General features: G+C 54.8%; 20 protein-coding genes and 1 tRNA gene. 13 read left to right on the forward strand and 8 right to left on the reverse strand.

Going from position 1 to position 21,026, the window contains the following annotated elements; genetic code table 11:
- Nucleotides 1-67: 67 nt before the first annotated feature.
- The gene (locus C5Y96_RS22235) at nucleotides 68-1,756 is read right to left on the reverse strand and encodes a SpoIIE family protein phosphatase (protein ID WP_105357984.1); all 1,689 of its coding nucleotides are present in this window, start codon (nucleotides 1,754-1,756) and stop codon (nucleotides 68-70) included.
- A 223-nt stretch (nucleotides 1,757-1,979) separates the two neighbouring features.
- On the opposite strand from C5Y96_RS22235, the gene C5Y96_RS22240 reads away from it, so the two are divergent.
- The 4 genes from C5Y96_RS22240 (at nucleotide 1,980) to C5Y96_RS22255 (ending at nucleotide 5,290) form a co-directional block, all read left to right on the forward strand.
- A tRNA-Gln gene (locus tag C5Y96_RS22240) sits at nucleotides 1,980-2,050 on the forward strand.
- Between the two features lie 90 nt (nucleotides 2,051-2,140).
- Nucleotides 2,141-3,346 (forward strand): S1C family serine protease, encoded by a 1,206-nt coding sequence (locus C5Y96_RS22245; protein WP_105357987.1) that lies wholly within the window; start codon nucleotides 2,141-2,143, stop codon nucleotides 3,344-3,346.
- A gap of 32 nt (nucleotides 3,347-3,378) precedes the next feature.
- Nucleotides 3,379-4,056 (forward strand): HAD hydrolase-like protein, encoded by a 678-nt coding sequence (locus C5Y96_RS22250; RefSeq protein WP_105357989.1) that lies wholly within the window; start codon nucleotides 3,379-3,381, stop codon nucleotides 4,054-4,056.
- Between the two features lie 127 nt (nucleotides 4,057-4,183).
- The gene (locus tag C5Y96_RS22255; RefSeq protein WP_105357992.1) at nucleotides 4,184-5,290 is read left to right on the forward strand and encodes a M24 family metallopeptidase; all 1,107 of its coding nucleotides are present in this window, start codon (nucleotides 4,184-4,186) and stop codon (nucleotides 5,288-5,290) included.
- Nucleotides 5,291-5,301: 11 nt separating this feature from the next.
- On the opposite strand, the gene C5Y96_RS27640 is transcribed toward C5Y96_RS22255, so the two are convergent.
- Nucleotides 5,302-5,739 carry a hypothetical protein gene (locus C5Y96_RS27640; RefSeq protein WP_199188761.1) on the reverse strand — a complete coding sequence of 146 codons (438 nt, stop codon included), beginning with the start codon at nucleotides 5,737-5,739 and terminating at the stop codon, nucleotides 5,302-5,304.
- Nucleotides 5,740-6,026: 287 nt separating this feature from the next.
- Here C5Y96_RS27640 and accB point away from each other — a divergent pair, with 287 nt between their 5' ends.
- The 4 genes from accB to C5Y96_RS22280 all read left to right on the forward strand — a co-directional run bounded on the left by accB (nucleotide 6,027) and on the right by C5Y96_RS22280 (nucleotide 10,671).
- The gene (accB, locus tag C5Y96_RS22265) at nucleotides 6,027-6,533 is read left to right on the forward strand and encodes an acetyl-CoA carboxylase biotin carboxyl carrier protein (protein ID WP_105357994.1); all 507 of its coding nucleotides are present in this window, start codon (nucleotides 6,027-6,029) and stop codon (nucleotides 6,531-6,533) included.
- A gap of 47 nt (nucleotides 6,534-6,580) precedes the next feature.
- Complete coding sequence (gene accC, locus C5Y96_RS22270) at nucleotides 6,581-7,924, forward strand: acetyl-CoA carboxylase biotin carboxylase subunit (protein ID WP_105357996.1); 1,344 nt, start codon at nucleotides 6,581-6,583, stop codon at nucleotides 7,922-7,924.
- Between the two features lie 227 nt (nucleotides 7,925-8,151).
- Nucleotides 8,152-9,726, forward strand: a complete 1,575-nt coding sequence (locus tag C5Y96_RS22275) for an arylsulfatase B (protein WP_105357999.1) — start codon at nucleotides 8,152-8,154, stop codon at nucleotides 9,724-9,726.
- 78 nt (nucleotides 9,727-9,804) lie between these two features.
- On the forward strand, nucleotides 9,805-10,671 hold the full coding sequence (locus tag C5Y96_RS22280) for a LamG-like jellyroll fold domain-containing protein (protein ID WP_105358001.1): 867 nt from the start codon (nucleotides 9,805-9,807) through the stop codon (nucleotides 10,669-10,671).
- Between the two features lie 81 nt (nucleotides 10,672-10,752).
- Here C5Y96_RS22280 and C5Y96_RS22285 read toward each other — a convergent pair whose 3' ends face one another.
- Both C5Y96_RS22285 and C5Y96_RS22290 read right to left on the reverse strand, forming a co-directional pair.
- Complete coding sequence (locus tag C5Y96_RS22285; RefSeq protein ID WP_105358003.1) at nucleotides 10,753-10,944, reverse strand: hypothetical protein; 192 nt, start codon at nucleotides 10,942-10,944, stop codon at nucleotides 10,753-10,755.
- 68 nt (nucleotides 10,945-11,012) lie between these two features.
- Nucleotides 11,013-11,990 carry a DUF1559 domain-containing protein gene (locus C5Y96_RS22290; protein ID WP_233199051.1) on the reverse strand — a complete coding sequence of 326 codons (978 nt, stop codon included), beginning with the start codon at nucleotides 11,988-11,990 and terminating at the stop codon, nucleotides 11,013-11,015.
- Between the two features lie 661 nt (nucleotides 11,991-12,651).
- Here C5Y96_RS22290 and C5Y96_RS22295 point away from each other — a divergent pair.
- From C5Y96_RS22295 to C5Y96_RS22310, 4 genes are all read left to right on the forward strand, one after another.
- The gene (locus C5Y96_RS22295) at nucleotides 12,652-13,947 is read left to right on the forward strand and encodes a 6-phosphofructokinase (protein ID WP_105358007.1); all 1,296 of its coding nucleotides are present in this window, start codon (nucleotides 12,652-12,654) and stop codon (nucleotides 13,945-13,947) included.
- 205 nt (nucleotides 13,948-14,152) lie between these two features.
- Complete coding sequence (locus tag C5Y96_RS22300) at nucleotides 14,153-14,680, forward strand: DUF3365 domain-containing protein (RefSeq protein WP_105358009.1); 528 nt, start codon at nucleotides 14,153-14,155, stop codon at nucleotides 14,678-14,680.
- A 327-nt stretch (nucleotides 14,681-15,007) separates the two neighbouring features.
- Nucleotides 15,008-16,078 carry a DUF1559 domain-containing protein gene (locus C5Y96_RS22305; protein ID WP_105358012.1) on the forward strand — a complete coding sequence of 357 codons (1,071 nt, stop codon included), beginning with the start codon at nucleotides 15,008-15,010 and terminating at the stop codon, nucleotides 16,076-16,078.
- 81 nt (nucleotides 16,079-16,159) lie between these two features.
- Nucleotides 16,160-16,570 carry a hypothetical protein gene (locus C5Y96_RS22310; RefSeq protein ID WP_105358015.1) on the forward strand — a complete coding sequence of 137 codons (411 nt, stop codon included), beginning with the start codon at nucleotides 16,160-16,162 and terminating at the stop codon, nucleotides 16,568-16,570.
- Here C5Y96_RS22310 and sigJ read toward each other — a convergent pair.
- Nucleotides 16,567-17,442: an RNA polymerase sigma factor SigJ gene (gene sigJ / locus C5Y96_RS22315; RefSeq protein WP_105358018.1), complete on the reverse strand. Its 876-nt coding sequence runs from the start codon at nucleotides 17,440-17,442 to the stop codon at nucleotides 16,567-16,569. The genes C5Y96_RS22310 and sigJ overlap by 4 nt on opposite strands.
- Before the next feature lie 56 nt (nucleotides 17,443-17,498).
- Nucleotides 17,499-18,011 carry a hypothetical protein gene (locus C5Y96_RS22320; RefSeq protein WP_105358020.1) on the reverse strand — a complete coding sequence of 171 codons (513 nt, stop codon included), beginning with the start codon at nucleotides 18,009-18,011 and terminating at the stop codon, nucleotides 17,499-17,501.
- Between the two features lie 199 nt (nucleotides 18,012-18,210).
- Here C5Y96_RS22320 and C5Y96_RS22325 point away from each other — a divergent pair, with 199 nt between their 5' ends.
- Complete coding sequence (locus tag C5Y96_RS22325) at nucleotides 18,211-19,335, forward strand: sialidase family protein (protein WP_105358023.1); 1,125 nt, start codon at nucleotides 18,211-18,213, stop codon at nucleotides 19,333-19,335.
- A gap of 40 nt (nucleotides 19,336-19,375) precedes the next feature.
- Here the strand turns inward: C5Y96_RS22325 and C5Y96_RS22330 are convergent, their stop codons facing one another.
- On the reverse strand, nucleotides 19,376-19,684 hold the full coding sequence (locus tag C5Y96_RS22330; RefSeq protein ID WP_105358026.1) for a hypothetical protein: 309 nt from the start codon (nucleotides 19,682-19,684) through the stop codon (nucleotides 19,376-19,378).
- 149 nt (nucleotides 19,685-19,833) lie between these two features.
- Nucleotides 19,834-20,844: a DUF1559 domain-containing protein gene (locus C5Y96_RS22335; protein ID WP_158261369.1), complete on the reverse strand. Its 1,011-nt coding sequence runs from the start codon at nucleotides 20,842-20,844 to the stop codon at nucleotides 19,834-19,836.
- Nucleotides 20,845-21,026: the final 182 nt, after the last annotated feature.

The following is a 21,026-nucleotide window of genomic DNA, read 5'->3' on the forward strand; positions in this document are numbered from 1 at the left end:
CGCCAAGAGTGACTTACACGCGATCCCCCTTTCAAGCACTTTCGCTTCTGAGGGGGATTTTCGTGGATTAAGCTTTGCGTTGAATGGCAACCATGCACATATCGTCGAATTGAGGACTGCCGGCCATAAACTTCCGGCAGTCGTCAATGATCGCCTTGCTGCAGACTTCGACGTCGTCTGTTTTCTGGGAAACGCAAGCCAACATACGATCCATGCCGAATTGATCCCCATCGGCATTCATGGCTTCGTTGATCCCATCGGTATAGATAAAGAGCATTTCCCCCGGCTCAAGCGTGAAACGGGCAATGTCGTAATCCATATCTTCCATGATCCCAAGCGGCAGGCCGATTTCTTCTTCGGCGATCATCGAGCAGGTGCCATCCGGCTTTCGTAAGATCGGCGGATTGTGCCCAGCATTGATGAGTGTGACCTGGTTCGTTTCAGGATGCAAAATCGCAATGGCCAGCGTCACGAATTTGTCTGCCGGGGTATAAGCGGCAAAGTTGTTATTCAAGTGAAACGCCGCTTGCTGAAGATCGGCCATCGAAGCCAGGCAATATCGAGCCTCAGCCGATAGCTTGGCCATCATCAGCGAAGCCGCAATCCCATGCCCCACGACGTCCCCGACCAGGATCGCCGTCCCACCATCCGGTAGGGAAATATAGTCGTAGTAGTCCCCACCAACGGAATTCGCGGCGAGGTAATAGTGATAGAACTTGTAGCCTGACAACGACGGCTGCTCGGACGGCAGAAACCCAATTTGAACCTGTTTGGCGGTGTGCAAGTCGCGTTCGAAAGCAATTTGGCGAATCGCCTGATCGTGCAGTTGAGCGCGTTCGATCGCCGCTGCTGCCTGCATACCGACACTGACGGCAACTTCGAGGTCTTCCTTCTGGAAACGCTTGCGTTGATCAAGCGTATCGATCTGGATCACACCAATCACTTCGTCATCCGCATTCACCAGCGGAGCGCACATGATCGACCGGATCTTAAAGTCGGTGATGCTCTGACTCATCTCAAATCGTGAGTCGGCTGCGGCATCGGCCGAAAGAATCGCTTCGCGTGTCTGCATGACGTGCTTGACGATCGTGCGACTGATGCGAATTTCCTCTTCGTCACTTTCCTTGCGGGCCTTTGTCCAGCGGGGAACCATATTCCCAGATCCATCCTGCAGAATGATGAAACCGCGATCGGCTTGCAGGAAGATACGAAACAAACCCTCGAGAACGTTCGGCAGAACCTCGTCCAGCGAAAGGGTCCCGGTCAGACCGCGAGTGATCTCGAGGAGTGCGTTCAGCTTGACTTCCGGACTGGCTGTCAGATGAATCGAGCCGGTTTGCGACGAAACCTCGAACTTGGACATGATCGTCGAGGTGGCCCCGTCGTCGTCCACCATAACGGCACCAAAGGCCCCCGGCCCATCGGCCTTGAGGCCGACTGTCTCGGTTGGGGCTGGCTTGACCCCTTCCTGCTTGAATTCAAACGAAATATCGCAAACTCGGATCGAATCGCCATGCTGTAACTGGTGGGGCTTGGCGATCTGCTCGTCGTTGACGAAGGTCCCGTTTCGGCTTTTCAGATCCTCAATCGAATATCCACGATCATTGCGGGTAATCTTGGCGTGATAGCGACTTACGGCCCCAACTTCGACGACAATATCGCACTCGGGATGTCGACCGAGTGTAAATTCCTCGCCCGCGAGGAATATTTTTTTGCCGGAATCTGGGCCATTCAGAGCGACGAGGTAGCTAGACATGCCTTGCGATGATCTCCCGCCAATGTTGCCGGGTCCCAAATGCCGGGACACCATCTCGGAAAAGTATGAGGGAAACGGGCAATTCGTCCGAAAACGAAAGGCAACGTTTCTAAGGGGTGTAGGCAGTAGTCTACCAATTATGAGGGTCGACTACTATAGTTCGTTGTCTGAATCCCTTGACGTCAGACGACTTAGGCCCTAACCTTAACCGCTGCAAAATTAGTGGGGAATAGTGTAACGGTAGCACGACAGATTCTGACTCTGTTAGTCTAGGTTCAAATCCTAGTTCCCCAGCTTTGTTGGCTCGCACGATTTGCGAGCTAATTTTTCGCGCGGAAGTGAGTTCCGCCCTTGCTGATCCCTCTAAGCCCCCCGCGTGCTTCCATGGAGCCTACCCCTCACAACGGCCCTCCAGAGGCCGCCAATTCGGCCCGGACTCAGCCCAATCCGGTCGCTTTTTTGCGGCTGTTTCTTTATTGCCTGGTCGCCGCTTTTTGCGGGGCATGGGTAATCAGCTATTGGACTACGTCCAGCGACAAGCCCACGCTTAACCCCCATGCCGAACCTCGGACGATTACCCCGCGGGGGGATTTGGCCGACGATGAGAAATCGACAATCGAGTTATTTGAGAATTCTGCCAATTCGGTCGTTTTCATCACGACCTCGCAGCAGGTTCGGATGTACGGCAGTGCGAAAATCTCCGAGATGGCCACAGGGCAGGGGAGTGGATTCGTCTGGGACGAACACGGGCATATTGTCACCAATTACCACGTCGTTCAGTCCATTGCCAACGGCTCAGGCACAGCTCACGTCACCTTCGCCGACGCTTCGACCTATGTAGCAACCATCGTTGGCTCGTCTCCAGAACACGACTTGGCTGTTCTCCAGGTCACCAATTTTCAAGGAGAAGCTTTCCAGCCGATTCAGGTCGGAGAGTCGGCCAATTTGCAGGTCGGCCAGAAAGTCTTCGCCATTGGAAACCCATTTGGCTTCGACCATACGCTTACCACCGGCGTGATCAGTGGCCTGGGGCGTTCGATCGAAGCCGAAGACGGGCGGCAAATCGACGACTTGATTCAGACCGACGCCGCCATCAATCCTGGCAACAGCGGTGGGCCATTGTTGGATAGCGGTGGCCGGCTGATTGGGGTGAATTCCGCAATTTACAGCCCTAGCGGAGCCTATGCCGGGATTGGGTTTGCCATTCCGGTCGATACGGTGAATTCGGTGGTTACCGAATTGGTACGCCATGGCCAGATCAAGCGTCCCTACCTGGGCGTTCGTGTGGCACCACCAACGATCAATGCCCGACTAGACATCGAAGGAGCCCTAGTCGCCGAGATTATTCCTGGCAGCCCAGCGGAAAAAGCAGGCCTCCAACCGACCATCATTTCCATGGATCAGCACGTGGTGCTGGGGGACCTGATCGTCCAGATTGATGATAAGCCGATCAAGAACTTAGGGGATATCATGCAGGCCCTCTTCGATCATCACGTTGGCGATACTATCAAAGTCAAAGTCATCCGAGGACTGATGACCGACAAGCAGCGCGAGGTCGAACTCGACGTCGTTCTGTCAGAATCGACGTAAGTATTTGTTGATCCGCCGCACCAAGGAGCACCATGAAAGTCTGTCTCTTCGATATCGATGGAACCCTCATCACCACGGGCATGGCCGGCAAAGATGCCATGATCGAGGCGTTTCTGAAAGTGGCCGAACTGACGGAACTAGAGCACCTCTTTCAGGTCAGCGGCAAGACAGACCGCGGCATCTTCGCCGAACTTTACGAACTACACGGCAAGACGCTCAGCGAAGAGTCCTGGCACAAATTCCTCGATCAATACCTCAGCGGACTGGCGACCAACCTGCCTCAGCGGCAAGGGCTCGTCCTGGAAGGGGTTGCCGTGCTACTGGCCAAGCTCTCGCAGCGTGATGACGTTCTGTTGGGCCTGCTGACGGGAAACGTCGAGAAGGGTGCCGCCCTCAAACTCGGACACTACGGCATTCACGAGTACTTCGCGTTCGGCGGGTTTGGCGATCATCATCCCAACCGAGACGACGTAGCACGATCCGCCCTGGAAGCCGCCCAAGTATTTCACGGCCAGCCAATCTCGCCCGATGATATCTATGTGATTGGCGACACACCGAACGACGTGAAGTGTGCCCGAGCCATCGGAGCGAAAGCGGTCGCCGTCGCTACCGGCGTTTTTTCGATTGAACAACTCGAAGCCGCCAAGCCCGACCTTTTGCTGACGAATCTGGCCGATACCGACGCGGTGACTCAGTTTATCTTTGGCTGAGAAATCGACCGCACCTCGGCAATCTGCGCTAGATTTAACAGCCAGTACGCTTGCGAAGGTGCCCAGTTTTTCGAGAATTGGAGCTTCGCATTCCACCGTTGCCCCTCGTAACCTTGAGGCAAAATCCATGGCAGTCTCGCGCAGCAAATCGAGCTCTCGTGTTTCCAAGCTCCGTCGCCAAATCAAGCAGAGCGGGGTGGACGCATTGCTGGTCACCAACTTCAAGAACGTGACCTACCTGACCGGCTTCACCGGGGATGACAGCTACCTGCTGGTAACGGCCAAGGAAGAGATCCTGTTCAGCGATCCACGCTACAGTGAACAGCTCGAAGACGAATGCCCTCACCTGAAACTCGAGGTGCGCGAGCCTGGCACCTCGATTCTCGACTCGGTCGGAAAGACGATCGCCAAGGCCAAGATTGGCAAGCTTGGGATCGAAAGCCAGTCGATGACGGTTCAGTTTTTTAACAAGATGGTCGCCAAGCTTTCTCAGGTCGAGATCAAGCCCTTGGAAGGTCTGGTCGAGGACCTACGTGTCATCAAAGACAAAGAAGAAGTCGCCCTGACTCGCGAAGCCGTGGCTCTCGCAGAAAAGGCGTTTGCCGTGCTGAAAGCCGGCCTTCGCGGCGATCAAACGGAAAAGGAACTGGAAGCTCTGCTCACCTATGAGATCCAACGTAACGGAGGCCGTGGTACCAGCTTTCCGCCGATCGTCGGCGTCGGACCGCGTGCCGCTCGTCCGCATGGAACGCCGGAATTGGTCAAAATGGAAGAAGACAGCTTTGTTTTGATCGATTGGGGAGCCGACTACCGGTTCTACAAGAGCGACCTGACTCGCGTTCTCTTCTATGGCAAGGTCCCGGCCAAGATGCGAAAGATATACGAGACCTGCCTGAAGGCCCAACTCGCAGCGATCGACAAAATCAAGCCGGGCGTCATCATGTCGGAAGTCGACAATGCAGCCCGCAGCATCATTGCCAAAGCAGGCTGGGGCAAACAATTCGGACATGGGCTAGGGCATGGTATCGGCCTCGATATCCACGAAGCACCACGACTGAACTCGCTAAGCAATCGCCCTCTAGAACCAGGGATGATCGTTACCGTCGAACCAGGCATCTATATCCCTGGCTTCGGTGGCGTCCGGATCGAAGATGACATCCTGGTCACCAAAGATGGTCACGAGATCCTCACGAGCGTACCCAAGTCGTTCGAGGAAGCGACGATTACGATTTAAGCCGGTTTGCGTTATCCTTTCCATGTCTTGGGAGAGGGCAACGGATGCTCCGGCTTGACGCTGGGTGCCCGGCTGAGCAGGGCATAGTGGCACTTGAAACCTCTGCCGTAAGGAAAACCGGCTGGCCGGGGGTAACCAACGTGCCCTTGTAAGTGCTCGAGCTTGTCGCCAACCCAGCGAATGATGCCGTGATGCTCACGGCCGTAGTGCTCTCCCATCTCGATCAATTGATCCAGCAGCGAGTACTCGACGCCGCGCCGGATATCGAAACGGCCACTTTCCAGGCAGGTATCCCCCTCCAAGGTTCGATAACAGTAGCCTTCAAACACAACCCTCGGCTTTCGGAACCAGGGGACGTAAAAGGGGACTTTGTGGCCGTCGTCACCAAAGTTCACGCAAATCCATTCCCCTTGCAGATCCTCGAGTGATGGACCGTGAAAGTCACTCATGGCGGGCAACCAATTTGGCAAAATCGGCCATTCGAGCAATCAGGGTGGAAGGGTTCACGTAAAAATCAGGCCCACTACGAATTCAGGTGAATGGTTCGGATATGCCAGTTGGCCCAGTACCCCAGCAATAGGGTAACTAATTGTCCCCTACGCCAAAGAAGTCTGTCAAATCTTCTCCCGGCTTACCCATCTGGACGAAACCTACCCTTATCCCTTACGCTGTAAAGCTTTGCCAAAATACAACATGACCATATTCCCCTAGCGGATGATCCCGTGGGAGAGAACGAATGTCCGATTCCAAATCGACTTCTAGCAATGTATTCAACGTCGAGACAGTTCGCTCGCTGGTTGAATTGATGAAACAGCACGACCTGAGCGAACTCGACCTTCGCGAAGGGGACCAGAAAATCTCGCTCAAGCGTGGTGGTCAGGCTCCAATCTATGCCGCTCCTGCTCCCATGCATGCTGCTCCCATGCAGTTCGCACCGGCACCAACGGCTGCTGCTCCGGCATCTTCAGGTGGCGGCGAAGCTCCGGCTGCCGATTCCCACCTGATTGCCATCAAGAGCCCCATGGTTGGCACCTACTACTCGAAGCCCAAACCGGATGCCGATTCGTTTGCCCGCGTTGGCGATCACGTCTCGGAAGACTCCGTTGTTTGCATCATCGAAGCGATGAAGGTCTTCAACGAGATCAAAGCCGAAGTCTCCGGCAAGATCGTCAAGGTTCTGGTCAAGGACGAAGAACCGGTTGAATACGGCCAGCCAATGTTCATGGTCGATCCGCAAGGCTAACTCCACCCTCATCTAGCCTCGCGCTTAGTGGCGAGGAATCAGACGTCATGTACAACCGCATTCTGATCGCCAACCGCGGCGAGATCGCTCTTCGTATCATTCGCGCCTGCAAAGAACTGGGCATTGAAACGGTCGCCATCTACAGCGAAGCCGACCGTGACGCCGCCTACTTGAAACTAGCCGATGAAGCTTACTGCGTGGGACCTGCCAAAAGCGCCCAAAGCTATTTGAAGATCGATCGCGTCATCAGCGCGGCCGAGGTTGGCAACGTCGAAGCGATCCACCCTGGCTACGGCTTCCTGGCCGAGAACGCCGAGTTCAACGATATCTGCCGTAGCTGTAACATCGACTTCATCGGCCCCACGCCGGAAGCGATGGCCAAGCTGGGGGATAAAAATACGGCCCGCAGCATGGCTCGCGAAGCCAATGTGCCGGTTGTGCCTGGTTCGGCTGGTTTGATCGAGGACGAAGATGAAGCCCTGAAGATCGCCCACGAGATCGGTTTCCCCGTTCTCATCAAAGCCACCGCCGGTGGTGGTGGTCGTGGTATGCGTGTGGCGGCCAACGACTTGGTGCTCAAGAACGCCCTCAATCAGGCTCAAACCGAAGCCGGTGCCGCGTTCGGCAACGCCGGTGTGTATATCGAAAAGTACGTCGAACATCCGCGCCATGTTGAAGTTCAGGTCATCGCCGACCATCACGGCAATGCAGTGCACCTGTTCGAGCGTGAATGCAGCACGCAGCGTCGTCACCAGAAGTTGATCGAAGAAAGCCCAGCTCCGAACCTTTCGCAAAAGACCCGAGACGAAATCTGTGCGGCTGCTGTGCGCATGATCAAAGCGGCTGACTATCAGAATGCCGGTACGGTCGAATTCATCGTCGACAAGGACGAGAATTTTTACTTCATCGAAGTGAATGCCCGTATTCAGGTCGAACACTGCGTGACCGAGATGGTTACCGGCATCGACTTGATCCAGGCTCAAATCCGCGTTGCTTCCGGCGAGCCGCTGCCTTGGAAGCAGGAAGACATCAAGTTGCAAGGCGCGGCGATCGAATGTCGTATCAATGCCGAAGACGCCGACAAGAACTTCATGCCTTGCCCCGGTAAGATCAACCAGTTGATCGTCCCCGGCGGCCCTGGCGTTCGTTTCGATTCGCACGTCTACAGTGGCTACACCGTTCCTCCGCATTACGATTCGATGATCGGCAAGCTGCTGGTCCATCGTAACACGCGCGAAGAAGCCATCCGCTGCATGCTGCGGGCACTCGACGAAATCCGCACCGATGGTGTCACGACGACCGCGAACTTTCACAAGAAGGTGCTGAACCACTCAGCCTTCGCCGAAGGGAAGATCGACACCACGTTCGTCGAACGAACCTGGTTCTCGTAATCAGCACGCTGCGCGACTTGAATAGGCAAGTCGCGCAAAGCGGTTCCCGGTACTACCGAAACGATTGCTGTTGAATTTCAACTAAATCAGCAATTGGATGTAACGTACTCTTCTAGTCGTGGTAATTCTCTACTGCACCGCGACTTTTGTCTTCAATTTCGCGTGGAACCTGCGAAAATAGGCATCTCGTCGATTCCCACCCATCTAGCCGCGATTTGGTATCGTTCATGCTTCCTTGTCGACTCTTCTTTCTGCTTGCCATTGCCACCTCCACCTTGTTCGTGAGCGTCGCGTTTGCCGATGCCCCTGGCAGTCGTCCGAACATCATTTTCGTGTTGGCCGATGACATGGGCTGGAATCAACCAGGCTTCAATCACCCGGAAGAAGCCTCGCTTACTCCGAACATGGATAAGCTGGCCGCGGAAGGGATGCGGCTCAACGAGTTTTACACGCATAGCGTCTGTGCTCCGACACGCGCGGCCTTCTTGACCGGCCGCTACTCGTTTCGGACCTGGAGCGATTGGCGAACCGAAGACTTTGGCAAACCCAGTTATCTCGCCAAGCTGGGCTTGGAACTGGCCCATACTAAAAGTGGCGAGCCGACCCGGCGCATTCATGCCCTCGACACCAACGAGCGAACCATTGCCGAAGCCCTGAAAGAAGCAGGCTACTTCACGGCACTGCTGGGCAAGTGGCACTTGGGCGAGTGGCTACCAGAGCATCTTCCGATGGGGCAGGGCTTCGACTACCAATACGGGCACTATGCCTGGGGAATCGACTACTACAACAAAACGATCGTACACAACGCCCCAGCACGATATGCCGTTTACGACTGGCATCGCAATCAACAGCCGGTCGACGAAGATGGCTACTCAACCGATTTGATCGCCGATGAAACCGTACGTCTGATCGAGTCTCGTCAAGGAAACGACCAGCCGTTCTTTATGTACGTTGCATTCAATGCGGTCCACGGCCCTTTGAATCCTCCGCCCGGCTTCCCAGGAGACCCCAATGACGCCGACGCCGTCCGCGACGCCATGCTCGAAAGTTTCGACAAGGCCCTGGGACGCATTGAACAGGCCATCGAGAAGAACGGCTTCCAGGAGAACACGCTGTTCGTCTTCGCCAACGACAACGGTCCTGTGCTAGAAGAAATGAGTAAACCGTTTCGCGGCACAAAGAACACAACCTTCGAAGGAGGCGTTCGTCAGCCGTGTGTCATTCGCTGGCCGGGGCATGTCGCCCCGGGCACATCGAAAGACGGCCTCTTTTTCATCGCCGACTTCTTTCCCACCTTCATCACGGTGGCCGGCGGCAATCACAAGCAAGAGCGTGCAATCGATGGGCTCGACATGACCGGGGCTTTTTTCTCCGGCGAACAGAGCCCTCGCAACGAGATCATCTACGATGTCGCCGGTAGCGTGAGATTACCGACGATTCGTCGCGGAGACTTCAAGCTGATGGGGGAAATGTTGTTCAACATTGCCCAGGATCCTGCCGAGCAAACCGACATCGCGATCAAGCATCCGCGACTGGTCGCCGAGCTAACCGAGCGTCTCGATGTCGTTGGCAAGGAACGCCCACCCCTGGGTGACAAGCCGCTGCTGATGGATCCTCCGCTTCCTTACGTTTATGGCGAGCAGGAACAGAAAGACATTCCGCAGTGGCTGATCGACAAAGTCGAAGCCGTCCGGGCCACGCAGCCCAAAGAATGGGCCCCAGGCGAAACTCCATGGCCCAAAGCCCCGCAAGGAGCTGAAGCCAGCAAGATGGATGGGCTACGAGACGAGATTGTAAAGTAGGTGGAACTTCGGCAGGCGTGCGGGTTACAATTGTCAACTCACGACATCACCTGCAACTACTCATACTCGCCGAAATCAATGCTGCTTCGCCTCTTCAGTCTAATTGCGTTGTTAAATATCGTTTCCGCGAGCATTGCCCAGGAAGCTTCCCCTTCCGTGGTCCAGCGACCTGGGCTGGTTTGCTTCTGGGATTTTCAAAAGCAATCGGATGGCGGCTATATCAGCACTGGTTCACAGGCCTATGTGCTGAAGCCGCAGAATGGCCCGATCGATCACTCTGAAGAAGGCATCTTCGGCAAGAGCCTGAAGATCCGGCAAGGACAATGGCTACTATTGCCGCGGGAAGATTGCCCAGCGTTGAACTTTCGCAACAAGGACGAAGTCACGATCGTCGCGTGGATTGAACGCGAGAGTGATGCCAACTGGCAATACATCGCCGGCATGTGGAACGAAAGGGACGCTAAGCGGCAATACGCTCTGTTTACCTGTGCCGCCAGCCAAACCAATTTTGAAACGATGGACCGGATTCCGGCCAGGCACCAAACGCACGGCTACGCATCGGATGTCGGTGGTGCCACACCGGGCAAGCCTTTTTGCTTCTCGTACGCTTCCGGCGAAACGAAGCTACCCAAACGCGAGTGGACGATGATCGCCTACACCTACGATCACCAGTTCCTGCGTGTGTACGTGAATGGCAAGCTAGACGAACACCCTGGCTTCAATCCGTTTCCCTGGAACAAGCCGATTTTCGATGGGAAAGAGGAGGGAGCCGACTTCACCGTCGCTCGCCAATGCCTTCCCAATTGGCCCCACTATCCCGAAGCCGAGAAACCCATGCTGAAGCAAGGTTTCGGCGGAAAGTTGGGAGGCCTGGCCGTTTATAAACGGGCCCTGTCGGCAGATGAGCTTGAAACGATGTACCAGGCCACATTCGGCAAACGGTAAGCTTTCGTCCCACAGAAAAGCACGCTCGGCCAAGCAACCAAGGTTGATTGCCTGGCCGAGCATGAGAGGGGGGGGGATCGGTTAAAGACCTTCTTGTTCTCGCGCGGCTCGCTTCTTGAGTTCGGCACGGAGTTCCTCTTTCGACTCCGGCGTTAATTCCTTTTGCTGGGCAACCGGCTTGCTACAACCGGCCAATGTCGTACAGGTAGCAATACTAAGTAATCCAAGAACAACGATCGACTTGTGCAGCAGCAATCGCAGTGAGCTCTTCATGCGGTAATGTCTCATTTGAATTCTAGTGATAGGCGGGATAACGAAACTGGCGAACACTCGCGGGCCGATCAATTTTGGGCGTTAAGGTCTTTGCCATCACGCGTGCCGTAGGCTTTCCACGCATCGCCATCAATGGTCTCAGGAAAGAACTGCACACTACCATCGCACAGCACAGCCAAGGCTCCGCCGGGATGATAACTGCTTGCTGGCGAAACGATTTTGTTGAAATCGCCTGGAACAAACGCTGGCTTATTGGGTGGCAGAATATGGTTGTAGCCGGTTCGCCAGACAGAGCCTTCCATCCAAGGAATACCGCGATAACGCCAATCGCCGGACCAAGGTATATTGAGCGGCTCCCAATCGATTTGCATCAATTCACCACGAGCACTGGCAAAGTCCGTCCCGGATGGCATGCTGATCTCAAACGCATCGAAGCGGTTCTTTCCGCCGCCTGACGAATTGGCTCCAATCACAACTTCCGCAAAGGCCGCCGTGTTACTCAAACCATCGGTGATTCTGCCAAAAGTTAATGGCTTCAGCCGCTTGGCCGAGGAACTACCTTCACCGTCGGCCTGAGGACCAAAGACACCATCCCAACCGTTGAAATGAACCCAACTTCCCCAGTTGCAGTGGTAGCTAGTGGCTCCCTGGCCAACGCCTTCGGCGGGAAACGGATCGCTTGGGCACGCAAACCCTGGGGGTTGATGAAAACTCAGGGTCAGGTTCGGATCGCTGAAAACCCCCGTCTTCAGGTCGATCTGATCGCCGATGGCCGTCTGCTCCATGTAGCCCAACATCATCGCATGCGGCGAGAAATACTCGGCGACCGAGTATTCGCCTCCTGGGATTTCCTGATGAGCGCTCTCAAAGTTGTGCAGGGCAAGACCAAACTGCTTGAGATTATTGGTGCACTCTGATCGACGCGCGGCCTCACGAGCTTGCTGAACTGCCGGCAAGAGCAACGCGATCAATACGCCAATAATGGCAATGACTACCAAAAGCTCGACTAGCGTGAACCCGTGTCTTCTGACCCCAAATGACCTCATCCATCGATCTCCCATGATGACATTTTTTGATGTGAGCATTTCCTGCTCACGGGAATATCACTGATCAAGACGCAATCACAGAAAGCAGCGGGTGTGCCAATTCCACAGAAGCACCTAGCCCAAACAGTCATCAGGCAACTCAAAACTGGTCGATTCTTTGGGAAATCAAAGAAGCTGGGGCATTCTCGGCTGCTCAAAATGCACTAAGTAGAAACTCCCTTGGATGCCGCCTGCACGTATTCTTTGCTTAACTTCCATGCAAACTTGCCGCAATATCAAGCGGATATCATGATCTATCACACCCCCTAGAATTTGGGCTGCCGATCACGCGAGATGATCGTACCGCAGCCGATACGATGCGGAACGAAGACAAATTTCCGTCATGCTCCGTTGCCCGCCGAGCAGCCTCATCGATTGCGTTCGTCCCCGCCAATCGAAATGAATTTCGCGCTGACTGATCGGTACCGTTCTCTTTACGAAGTTACCAAAGACAAGGATTGCCCCTTTAACGTAACTGTAGCGCCCGCGAAATCGCCGGTGAGAGGGAAGTCTTGAAACCGCACCCCACCCAGACTGTGGTTAGGTTGAAAAGCACCCCATAACGCATAAAATCAGCGGTTCAGACAACTTTCTGCTTTTGATTCCCCAATGGATTTTGATCATGGCCAACAGCCTTTCCCGTCCTGAACAGCCTGCACACAACTTCAAGCGCGTTGCGATCCTTTTTTCTGGCGGTCCAGCACCCGCTGCGAATGCCGTGATTTCGACCGCGGCCGTTTCGTTTCTGCGAGCTGGTATCGAGGCCGTGGGCGTTTTGAATGGCTACTCGAACCTGATGCAGTTCGGTCCTGATCGCCCAATGGAAGAGGATCGCGATTACATCATCCTCAACCACAAGGTCCTCAGCCGTAGCCGTGCCAAGCAGGGAATCATGATCGGCACCGCCCGGGCCAACCCCGGCAAGGCGATCTCGCACCCCGACCACTTGAAGGACAAGCAGCGCTGCCAGGCCTTCCAGACCACCTACGACGCATTGTGCTCGTTGGGTATCGACGCGTTGATCTCGATCGGCGGAGACGACACGCTGAAGACGGCCAACAAGTTCAAGATGTTCCAAGATACGCTGCCAGAAGGTAGCAAGAAGCTGCCGGTCGTCCACCTGCCCAAGACGATCGACAACGACTACAACGGCATCGACTTCACCTTCGGCTTCTTCACCGCTGTCGACTTCCTGGCCACCGAAATCCGCACGCTGCTGTACGACGGCGAAGCCTCCAAGGCTTACTTCCTGTGCGAAGCCATGGGTCGTAGTGCTGGCTGGTTGGCTTACGGTGCCGCGATCGCTGGGGAAGCCTCGCTCGTGATCAGCGTCGAAGACATCACCGGCGATTACGTCGAGAAGGAATGGGAAGAAGGGGGCAAGATCAAGAAGACGATGAACGTCCCGAAGGTGGTCGATCGCATCGTCAAAACTATGCTGGCCCGGGAAGCCGAAGGCAAAGAGTTCGGCGTGATCGTACTTGCCGAAGGCCTGGCCGAAATGCTGCCGGAATCGTACCTGGAAGGCGTTGCCCGCGACGACCACGGTCACATTGCCATCACCGATATTCAGCTGGGCCGTACATTCAGCAAGTGGGTTGCCAAAGCCTACGAAGACAAGACCGGCCGCAGCCGTAAGGTCACCGGTATTCAGTTGGGCTACGAGTCGCGCTGCACCAAGCCGCTGGCCTACGACGTGATCCTGGGCAGCCAACTGGGCGTTGGTGCTTACCGTGCCCTGGTCGAAAAGAAACTGAACGGCGTGATGGTCTCGGCCAAGGGGCAGTTCGAATTGCAGTACGTCGACTTCACCGAACTGGTCGACCAAGACAACCTCGTCACGGTCGTTCGCCACATCGAACCAGGCTGCGACTTCCAGAAGCTTGCCCGCTTCCTGGAAACGTACGTCAACGACTAAGTACCGCCACGAAGACCATCTTCACTCAGAAAAGAGGCCGCCAAAGTGCGGCCTCTTTTTTTGCCCACCTCAAATAAGACATTGACATCCTATTTAGGTCGCCATAGACTGGGCAAGACAAAGCGGACAATATAGTCCTATTTAGGTGCCCCAGCCTGAACCTGTCCGCTTTATTCCCTATTTGCCTCTTACCAGGAGTTCCCTCATGCGTACGTCCCAGGCGGTTTCATGGGCGTTGTTGGCGGCCGTTGTGTCGATCTCGTTTCTTTCGATCAGTCGCGGCGAATCGCCTGAAAAGGACGCTCCCGTGGAAAGGGCACGGAAGACCGTTCTAATGATCGACGACATCTACAAAGGGGGCATCGTGCTCATCACCGAGAACTACGTTCACGACGATGACGACATGCCCGCGGGCGTTGCTTTCAAAAAGCTGTTCGCATCCGCGGAAGAGAAGGGGTGGCATAGCGTGCGTCTGCTCGATGCAACGGAAGAGCCATATAACCCCGAAAACGCCCCGGCTGATGAGTTCGAGAAGAACGCCATCAAAGCACTGCTCGCCGGCAAACCAGGCTACGAAACCGTGATTGAAAAAGAGGGCAAACGCTACCTCCGCTCGGCCACGCCAGTTCCTGTCGTTATGCAGAAGTGCATCATGTGCCACGAACAGTACGCCGAAGCCAAACCAGGCACACCCATCGGAGCAATCAGCTATACCGTGCCGATTGAAGACTAACTCACAAGCCCATTATTGAATCTTTCCAAGAGGCCGCGTACTGCGGTCTCTTGGTCGCTTCGGATCCACCAGAAACAAAAGCTGAAAACCGACTAAATTTTCTATCCGAAACAGACGCCCCCCAACGCATATCGGGCACACCTGTCAACTTCTTCCTACGGTAACATTAGCTGACGTTGATCTATCGAGGCCTAAATCGGCACAATTAGTCCCGAATACCTTAGAAATATTCATTGACCCCACTCTTACGGGGCGATAAAACCAAGTTAAGGTCAGGATTTAATAGCTCGCTTATCTTTTTTATTTCTATTGGATCGAGGTCTCAGCATGGTGATTCACAGTCGCAATTCAGGGAACCGGATTGGTTTCACGCTCGTGGAACTACTAGTCGTCATCGCAATTATCGGCGTACTTATTGCCTTACTGCTACCTGCGGTACAGCAAGCTCGTGAAGCTGCCCGGCGAATGCAGTGCAGTAACAACATGAAACAATTGGGCCTGGGAATTCACAATTTCCACGATACCTACGGGTATGTTCCGCCCGGTGGATCCTCCGATCAAATTCCGTTCGGAACGAATACCGGGACAAGCGGATGGGGAAGCTCTTGGATGGTCTATATGCTTCCGTTCATCGAGCAGAATTCCCTGTTCGATAAATTCCACCTTAGTGGTAGCTCTGGCTGGGGAACGGATGCAACGAACAACACGAGTTTCGCAAAGAACGTTTTGATCGACGCTTATCAATGTCCTTCTTCGCCGCTGGACGAGTTCTGCGTCAGCCCGCACTCCAATGGTCCTATCATGGCTGCCAGCTATGCAGCGATCTCGGGTGCGGTCGATGGTCTGATCCCCGGTTACACCGAAAGCCGATATAATACGCCGGCTTCGTCAACCGGTTGTTGTTCTGGTGGAATTGCCAGCGGCGGCGGCGTAATGACCCCCAGTGGCAAGCTCGGCCTGGAATCGATCACTGATGGAACATCGAATACGGCCGTTATTGGCGAAATCAGTGACTTCCTCATCACCGCAAATGGTACGAAAAGTGACTATCGCAGCAGTGCTCGCCACGGCTGGATGATCGGCTGGCGTACGGCGAGCACGCCACCGAAAGTCGGCAACGGCGGCGACCTGCGAACCTTCAACCAAGTCACCATTCGCTATCCCATTAATCAAAAGAAACGACCGGGCACCGGCTGGCCAGACTGGCCCGGCAACTGTGGTTCCGATGGCATCTGCGACAACGCCAGCACCAACACGCCGCTGGTCTCGGCGCATCCAGGGGGCGTGATGACCTTGCTGGCCGATGGTTCGGTCCGTTTTCTTCCCGAGACGATGTCGATGGATATTCTAGCTCGTCTTGTGACGCGCGACGACGGACAAGTCGTGAATCTTCCTTAGTCATTCGCTCTTCTTCAGCCTGGCAGGGCAACACCGAGCAAGGTGTTGCCCTTGGTTCTTTTCAAACTCACTAGAAATACCATGAATAAATCGTCCATTGTGCTAACGGCGTTGCTGTTGATGGGGCTGATTTCCCTCGGCTGCAACGGTGGCCCCCCGATTCCAAAATCGTTTCCCGTTCAAGGAGAAGTCACCCTCGACGGCAAACCGATGCCGTCAGGCGAAGTCATCTTTGTTTCGGTTGCCGAAGGAATTCGCGATACCGTGAAAGTTGCCGATGGGAAGTTCTCAGGCGAAGTTCTCGCAGGCGATCGGAAGGTCGAAATCCGGTCTTATATCGCCAAAGCAGGAAACACCAAGATGTACGGTGCCGACGCGGAACCTTCGTACGTGAACATCATCCCCAAGAAGTACAACGAAGAAACGGAGTTGACAGCGACCGTGAAAGAATCGGATGACAATTCCTTTTCCTTCCAGGTCACGTCCAACTAACTCGCCGAGGCTTGCCCGAAGATCGCCAGCTTGTCTGGATTCCGATAGATAAACAGCGAAGCAATCTTGCCGTCGATCACTTCAAAGTGATAGGCGGCAATGATCGCTTCACCCTGATAGCTCACCACGCCTGGGGCTCCATTGAACCAGGCAGGGCGAAAGGTGATCTCCTGCTGATGCTTATGCTGAGCGTTGCGAAAGACACGAATCATGAAGGTGGTTACCGAGTGGAAACCAACGATCAGATCGCGAGCAGCACTCACCTTGCCACCGCCATCGGCATGCAGGACGACATCTTCCGTCAGCACATCTCGCAAGCCATCTAGGTCGCCTGCGTTCACGGCCTGAAAGAACGCATCCGCGATTCGCTTGATCCCTGCGGGATCGGCCCCACTTCGTGTTTTCTCGCCGCGCAGGTGAATCCTGGCTCGCTTGGCCAGTTGCCGGCAATTTGCCGCTTCCAATCCCAGGATGTCGGCAACCTCCTGGAACTCGTAACCAAACAGGTCGTGCAAGATGAACGCGGCACGCTCGGCCGGTTTCAAACGCTCAATCGTCAGCATCAGAGCGATCGAAATGGTTTCATCCAGTTCCACGCGATCAGCGTGATCATCGAGCATTGGCTCTGGCAGCCATGGCCCCACATACTGCTCGCGCCGGTAACGAACCGACTTGATGCGATCCAAGCAAAGCCGGGCACAAACGCGCAGGTACCAGCTTCGTGGCGAATCGAGTTCCGGTCGCCCGGCTTGTTCCCAGCGGAGATACGCTTCCTGGGCGATATCCTCCGCATCGGGCAGACTTCCCAGCATCCGATAGCAGAAACCAATCAGATCCTGTCGCAGAAATTCAAACTGATCGCCGGTTACCATCGCGCTGACTCCACAACCGAAAGGGTGTTCGCCCCATTTCCAATAAACGGCGAAAGCTAGAAGTCCAGTTTCGCAAGTTCACAGTGATTGGCCATCCCCATGGCACGCTTCAGCGTCGGGTAAATCCGGCAGCCGACAATCACCACGGCCAGTTCCGCAAATGCTTCGATCCCGTAGTGATTGCGAATTCGCTCCATCCGGTCGGCGTCGTCGTTTTCGTTGCGAATCACGGCCATGGCATGATCGTGAATATCGCGGAAATGTTGCGGTAGCGACTGCGGATCTTTCACGACCTTCTTGAGCAGTTCTCGATCGATTCCTTGTTCGGCCCCCATCTTCAGACTTAAGTTCAAGCACGGACCACAATCCTCGGTTTTCATGACGGTCGTTTTCGCTACGAAAAACGCATCCAGCGGCAACGCCTTGTGCACGTTGGGCATTGCCTGAGCGGCCGCGAAAGCCTGGTACGCTTGCGGCGAGTCTTCCAACAGTTGAATGATGTAACCGGTATCATAGTCGTAGTGCTGACCGAACTCCTCCAGGGCTGTCCTGGCATCTTGCATATCCATGATCGTCTCCTCGTTTTTCTGATTGAACAAGCTGCCTCACTTCACCTAACCAGACGAGGGACCTGCTTCGGATGTGACAAGCAACGCCAAAAAACGCTCGAAATCGGTTCTCGATTCATTGTTTGCTCGAGCTATTTTAAGCGTTAAGATAGTTTTTCCCTGCCCACCGCCACGCACCTGCCTTTTCCGAGAATGCTCAATGAATCGATCCACTATCGCCATCCTGGCGCTAATCGCTTTTGTCCTTGCTTCATCCGCGGTGAAAGCAGAGACACCACCCTCTCAAGTCGTATTGCCACCAACGCCTGGCAACCCGCGGAATAGTGAAGGGGACGTCGTTCAGCTGAAAAATGGTGATGTCCTCCTGATCTACACGCACTTCTTTGGCGGGGCAGGGGACCATGCCAAGGCGCATCTGGCCAGCCGCATTTCGCACGACGGCGGCGCGACCTGGTCGAAGGAAGACAAAATCGTGGTCCCCAATGAAGGGGGACTCAACGTGATGTCAGTATCTTTGCTGAGACTCGCCGACGACCGACTGGCGCTGTTTTACCTGCGTAAGAATGCCCAAGACGATTGTCGCCCGCAAATGAGGATCAGCACCGACGAAGGAGTCACCTGGGGGGAAGCGACCGGGATGATCTCGGACCAAGATATTGGCTATTACATTCTGAATAACGATCGCGTCGTGCAGCTACCAAGTGGCCGGCTCATCGCTCCTGTCTCGCAGCATGTCGGGCCGGGGATGCCCAAGCGAAACAACGCCGGGGCGATGCTCGTTTACTACTCGGATGATTCTGGCAAGTCATGGAAGCGAAGTGCCGCGGCACCACGCCCTCCGAAGCGGAATGATCGCGACGTGATGACGCAGGAACCTGGCGTCGTGCTACTCAGCAATGGGCGGCTACTGATGTGGTGTCGCACCGATGCCGGTAGCCAGTTCATCTCATTCAGTAGTGACGAAGGAGAAACCTGGTCGCAACTTGAGCCTTCCAATATGATCTCCCCCTTATCGCCGGCTACGATCGAACGTATTCCTTCGACCGGAGACCTGCTGCTGATCTGGAACGATCACTCCGATATCGATGCTTCGCTTCGCGGCAAAAGAACGCCGCTACGATCGGCGATCTCCTCAGACAACGGAAAAACGTGGCAGCATGTCAAAACGCTGGAAGACAAGCCCACCGGCTGGTACTGCTATATCGCGTTAGACTTTATTGATGGCCATGCCGTGCTGGCCTACTGTGCCGGCGACCGCCGCGAGAATAACGGCTTGGCAGTCACCAACACCCAGCGTTTACCGATCGAGTGGTTCTACGAGTAGAACCAGAACCACCAGTCGAACATTCGACCGTAACAATGAGTTACAGCTTTTCCATCATCTTTTTGGCAATGGAGCGGGCTTGGTTTCCTCGTGCCTTTTCCAGTTGGTTGTAATCTTCCTGCAACTTGGCAGCCTTGTCGGGATCTTCCTCACCGATGCGTGTGATGTTCGATTGGATGGTCATCATCTCGCTTCCCACCTGGCCCGAGTCAACGATGTACTGAAGATCCTTACGAATCAGTTCGGCAGGAGGTGTCGTGTTTTCGGGAACCGGCGTGCTGCCAGGGCCGCAACCCAATACGGCAGAGACCAGAATGCCAAATAGCGCCAATCGCAATAGTGACGACATGAGATAAGTCCTTGAATTGATTTAGGGGGAATTTGGGCAGGCAAATAATGGCAAGACAGAAACCGTAAGCGGCGAGCAAATTTCGTTGCACGCCGCTGGTTCAGAAGCATTTTCGCCATCAACAAGTGACTTCCAACGAAGCCCTTTGACTACGGCAATTGAATCACTTTGCCATCGCTGCGACCGCCGAAATTCTGCCAGGTCGCCAGATCGATCGTTTCTGGAATGAAACGAGCTGAAGCGTCACCAACCGATACGAGAACGCCGCCTGGGTGTCGGCTGCGAGGTGCGTAGACCCCGTCACGATCCGAGGCAAAACCGCTACCGCTGGTTTGGCAGTTCGGATACTGCCAGTTCGGCGGAGCAAGCGTGTTGAAGATCGTCTGCGAAGGAAGCCCCGTAATCCAATATTGGCCATTCGACCCATTGTGATCGGTGATGCCTGCACAAGCTTGACCGAAAGTATTGAGATCGGCTTGCGTAGGGAACTGGTTCCAGCTAACGGTCGAACCCTTACGCGGTTCGGATGAGTTTCCATTCATCAAACTGGTGTCATTGTTGTCGCCGACGAGCCCTTCGGTAAGCATCAACGTATTGCTCAGACCATCGGTGATATCTCGCATTGCCGTTTCGACGCCAGGCTTCGTGTGATCCTTTTGCGGACCGCGGAACATCCCGTTCTGATTGCTGTAGCTGTCGTAGCTGCGGGTCGTGCCAACACTCACGCCGTAATTGCACCCTGGGCTTCCGGAGGGATAAGCGCTATCGGACGGGCACAGAAAGGCATCGACCTTGGTATTCCGCTGGGCCACACTCTGCCAAATGATTTTGAAGCGGTCTGACGAACTAACTAGCTGATCATGCAGCGAGTTTTGCTCGATAAACGGCAGAATCTGAACCCACGCACTGTACGCACGATAGGTGTAGCCAGGATCATCAGCCGGCGTATAGGCCGAGGCTGGAAACGAATTGTGCGTGTCGTGATAGTTATGCATCGCCAAGCCAAGTTGCTTGAAGTTATTCGAGCAACTCATTCGCCGAGCAGCCTCACGGGCTTGCTGAACAGCCGGCAGCAGCAGAGCAATCAACACGCCAATAATGGCAATCACAACTAACAATTCGACCAATGTGAAAGCCGAGCGTTTCGACGTCATCTTCATGGACAACTCTTCTCGTGCGAACAGATATAGAAAAAAAATGGCAAGAATTCCAAAGGTGGGCGTTGGGCGGTTTGACGGCCCTAAAAGCATAGCCTATCGGTGCGAATTATCCTTCGACATTGACAATTGTCAATGTGACGGAATCCTCAGAATGCCTTAGCAACCCAATTACAGCCCAAAAA

Origin of the sequence: Blastopirellula marina, from assembly GCF_002967715.1 — a bacterium.
GTDB lineage: Bacteria > Planctomycetota > Planctomycetia > Pirellulales > Pirellulaceae > Bremerella > Bremerella marina_B.

Coding starts and splice junctions, on each gene's coding strand:
- C5Y96_RS22235 (WP_105357984.1), bottom strand. CDS start 1,756: ATGTCTAGCTACCTCGTCGCTCTGAATGGCCCAGATTCCGGCAAAAAA.
- C5Y96_RS22245 (WP_105357987.1), top strand. CDS start 2,141: ATGGAGCCTACCCCTCACAACGGCCCTCCAGAGGCCGCCAATTCGGCC.
- C5Y96_RS22250 (WP_105357989.1), top strand. CDS start 3,379: ATGAAAGTCTGTCTCTTCGATATCGATGGAACCCTCATCACCACGGGC.
- C5Y96_RS22255 (WP_105357992.1), top strand. CDS start 4,184: ATGGCAGTCTCGCGCAGCAAATCGAGCTCTCGTGTTTCCAAGCTCCGT.
- C5Y96_RS27640 (WP_199188761.1), bottom strand. CDS start 5,739: ATGAGTGACTTTCACGGTCCATCACTCGAGGATCTGCAAGGGGAATGG.
- accB (WP_105357994.1), top strand. CDS start 6,027: ATGTCCGATTCCAAATCGACTTCTAGCAATGTATTCAACGTCGAGACA.
- accC (WP_105357996.1), top strand. CDS start 6,581: ATGTACAACCGCATTCTGATCGCCAACCGCGGCGAGATCGCTCTTCGT.
- C5Y96_RS22275 (WP_105357999.1), top strand. CDS start 8,152: ATGCTTCCTTGTCGACTCTTCTTTCTGCTTGCCATTGCCACCTCCACC.
- C5Y96_RS22280 (WP_105358001.1), top strand. CDS start 9,805: ATGCTGCTTCGCCTCTTCAGTCTAATTGCGTTGTTAAATATCGTTTCC.
- C5Y96_RS22285 (WP_105358003.1), bottom strand. CDS start 10,944: ATGAAGAGCTCACTGCGATTGCTGCTGCACAAGTCGATCGTTGTTCTT.
- C5Y96_RS22290 (WP_233199051.1), bottom strand. CDS start 11,990: ATGAGGTCATTTGGGGTCAGAAGACACGGGTTCACGCTAGTCGAGCTT.
- C5Y96_RS22295 (WP_105358007.1), top strand. CDS start 12,652: ATGGCCAACAGCCTTTCCCGTCCTGAACAGCCTGCACACAACTTCAAG.
- C5Y96_RS22300 (WP_105358009.1), top strand. CDS start 14,153: ATGCGTACGTCCCAGGCGGTTTCATGGGCGTTGTTGGCGGCCGTTGTG.
- C5Y96_RS22305 (WP_105358012.1), top strand. CDS start 15,008: ATGGTGATTCACAGTCGCAATTCAGGGAACCGGATTGGTTTCACGCTC.
- C5Y96_RS22310 (WP_105358015.1), top strand. CDS start 16,160: ATGAATAAATCGTCCATTGTGCTAACGGCGTTGCTGTTGATGGGGCTG.
- sigJ (WP_105358018.1), bottom strand. CDS start 17,442: ATGGTAACCGGCGATCAGTTTGAATTTCTGCGACAGGATCTGATTGGT.
- C5Y96_RS22320 (WP_105358020.1), bottom strand. CDS start 18,011: ATGGATATGCAAGATGCCAGGACAGCCCTGGAGGAGTTCGGTCAGCAC.
- C5Y96_RS22325 (WP_105358023.1), top strand. CDS start 18,211: ATGAATCGATCCACTATCGCCATCCTGGCGCTAATCGCTTTTGTCCTT.
- C5Y96_RS22330 (WP_105358026.1), bottom strand. CDS start 19,684: ATGTCGTCACTATTGCGATTGGCGCTATTTGGCATTCTGGTCTCTGCC.
- C5Y96_RS22335 (WP_158261369.1), bottom strand. CDS start 20,844: ATGAAGATGACGTCGAAACGCTCGGCTTTCACATTGGTCGAATTGTTA.